The organism is Pseudomonas sp. NPDC087346 (assembly GCF_044744235.1).
Taxonomy (GTDB): Bacteria; Pseudomonadota; Gammaproteobacteria; order Pseudomonadales; family Pseudomonadaceae; genus Aquipseudomonas.
In genome coordinates, this window is sequence record NZ_JBIUXX010000059.1 from 1 (window position 1) to 2,626 (window position 2,626).

General features: G+C 58.0%; 3 protein-coding genes. 1 reads left to right on the top strand and 2 read right to left on the bottom strand.

From position 1 onward, the window contains the following. Positions 1-416: 416 nt before the first annotated feature. Positions 417-1,169 carry a UDP-2,3-diacylglucosamine diphosphatase gene (gene lpxH, locus ACIOZM_RS25730; RefSeq protein WP_401218971.1) on the bottom strand — a complete coding sequence of 251 codons (753 nt, stop codon included), beginning with the start codon at positions 1,167-1,169 and terminating at the stop codon, positions 417-419. Continuing rightward, the gene (locus ACIOZM_RS25735; protein ID WP_401218974.1) at positions 1,166-1,672 is read right to left on the bottom strand and encodes a peptidylprolyl isomerase; all 507 of its coding nucleotides are present in this window, start codon (positions 1,670-1,672) and stop codon (positions 1,166-1,168) included. The genes lpxH and ACIOZM_RS25735 overlap by 4 nt, the downstream gene beginning before the upstream one ends. A gap of 266 nt (positions 1,673-1,938) precedes the next feature. Here ACIOZM_RS25735 and ACIOZM_RS25740 point away from each other — a divergent pair. Next, the coding region (locus tag ACIOZM_RS25740) for a glutamate--tRNA ligase family protein (protein ID WP_401218976.1) at positions 1,939-2,626 on the top strand (688 nt) is incomplete at its 3' end.

Genomic DNA, 2,626 nt, shown 5'->3' on the forward strand with positions numbered 1-2,626 from the left:
GTCGAACGGTCCTGGCGAAACCACCGTTTGCGGCCAAGGCAGGGCCGGCTGCCAGCGGTCACTGATCCCAAACACGGTCAATTGTAGGAGTGTGCTTGCTCGCGATAGCGATGGATCAGTCAACAGAGATGTTGAATGTGAAACCGCTATCGCGAGCAGGCTCACTCCTACATTGGTTTTGTGTTTTGTCAGTTAATGGGGGGCTGACAGCTGTGGCGGTGGGGCGAAGTCGAACGGTCCTGGCGAAACCACCGTTTGCGGCCAAGGCAGGGCCGGCTGCCAGCGGTCACTGATCCCAAACACGGTCAATTGTAGGAGTGTGCCTGCTCGCGATAGCGATGGATCAGTCAACAGAGATGTTGAATGTGAAACCGCTATCGCGAGCAGGCTCACTCCTACATTGGTTTTGGGCTTCGTCAGTTAACGGGGGCGGGTAGTGCGGGCGGCGGGGCGAAGTCGAACGGTGCCAACGCAAATCCGTTCTCATCCACCTGCAACGCCCAGCCCTGACGATCCCAATCCCCCAGCACAATCCGCTTCGCTGCCTGCTCGCCGAGCTGCAGCTTGTGGATCGCCGGACGATGGGTATGCCCGTGAATCAGGGTTTTCACCCCGTATTCCTGCATGGTCCGTGGAATCTCCTCAGGCGTGACATCGACAATGTCATTGGCCTTCATCCGCGTCTGCGCACGGCTTTCACTGCGCAGTTTGCGCGCCAGTTTATGGCGGGTGCTCAAGGGCAGGTTACGCAGGATGAACAGGGTGATCGGGTTACGCAGGTAACGGCGCAGTTTCATGTAGCCGATGTCGCGGGTACACAGACTGTCGCCGTGCATCAGCAGCACCGGCTCGCCGTAAAACTGCACGACACTCGGGTCCTTCAGCAGCGTGCAGCCGGCTTCTTTGCAGAAAGCCTTGCCGAGCAGGAAGTCGCGATTGCCGTGCATCAGAAAAATTGCCGTGCCGCTGTCGCTGAGTTCGCGCAAGGCCTGGCAGATGGAACGCTGGAACGGGGTCATGGCATCGTCGCCAATCCACGCCTCGAAAAAGTCGCCCAGAATGTACAACGCACTCGCCGAGCGGGCGCGTCCGGCGAGCAAATCCAGAAACGCCCGGGTGATGTCCGGGCGCTCCTCTTCCAGATGCAAGTCTGAAATCAGCAATATCACGCTTCGATGATCTCGGCTTTCTCGATGATCACGTCGTCGTTTGGTACGTCCTGGTGGCCAGATTTGGAACCGGTCGAAACACCTTTGATCTTGTCGACAACGTCAGTACCGGCGGTCACTTTACCGAATACCGCGTAGCCCCAACCCTGGGTGTTCTTGGCGCTGTGGTTCAGGAAGCTGTTGTCAGCGACGTTGATGAAGAACTGCGCGGAAGCCGAATGTGGCTCCATGGTGCGGGCCATGGCGAGGGAGTACTTCTCGTTCGGCAGGCCGTTGTCAGCTTCGTTTTGAATGCTTGGACGCTTGTCTTTCTTTTCCTTCATGCCTGGCTCGAAACCGCCGCCCTGGATCATGAAGTTACCGATAACACGGTGGAAAACGGTGTTTTCGTAGTGACCGGCGTTAACGTATTCGATGAAGTTGGCGACGGTGATCGGCGCCTTTTCAGCGTTCAGTTCGATGATGATGTCGCCATGGTTGGTGGTCAGTTTGACTTGAGTCATGATCGGTGCTCTTTTTCAATGAAGCATTTCATAAAGAATTCGTGGTTTTGGGACATTAAGTCCCGCAACCGGTTCAGCCTGCTTGGGCCAAGGTGCGCAGTTTAGCGTGACAGGCGCGAATTTCGAGGCTGTTTTTCAAATCCCGGCGATTAAATGCGTTCCTTTATAGGGCCTGCTCTGTCAGCCCCTTGACAGCATCGGCTATGATAGCGGCTTTGTTTTGTCTGGCCCCCTCTGCGGCCGCGCACCTGTAAGTCAAGGATCCTATGAGCAAGCCCACTGTCGACCCTACCTCGAATGCCAAGTCCGGCCCCGCCGTGCCGGTCAATTTCCTGCGGCCGATCATCCAGGCAGACCTGGACTCGGGCAAGCACACTCAGATCGTTACCCGTTTCCCGCCTGAGCCCAACGGCTATCTGCACATCGGCCACGCCAAGTCGATCTGCGTGAACTTCGGCCTGGCCCAGGAGTTCGGCGGCGTCACGCACCTGCGTTTCGACGACACCAACCCGGCCAAGGAAGACCAGGAATACATCGACGCGATCGAAAGCGACATCAAATGGCTGGGCTTCGAATGGTCCGGCGAAGTGCGCTACGCCTCGCAGTATTTCGACCAGTTGCACGACTGGGCGGTCGAGTTGATCAAGGCCGGCAAGGCCTACGTTGACGATCTGACCCCCGAGCAGGCCAAGGAATACCGTGGCAGCCTGACCGAGCCGGGCAAGAACAGCCCGTTCCGCGACCGTTCGGTTGAAGAGAACCTCGACTGGTTCGCCCGCATGCGTGCCGGTGAGTTCGCGGACGGCGCTCGCGTCCTGCGCGCGAAGATCGACATGGCCTCGCCGAACATGAACCTGCGCGACCCGATCATGTATCGCATCCGTCACGCGCATCACCACCAGACCGGTGACAAGTGGTGCATCTACCCGAACTACGACTTCACCCACGGTCAGT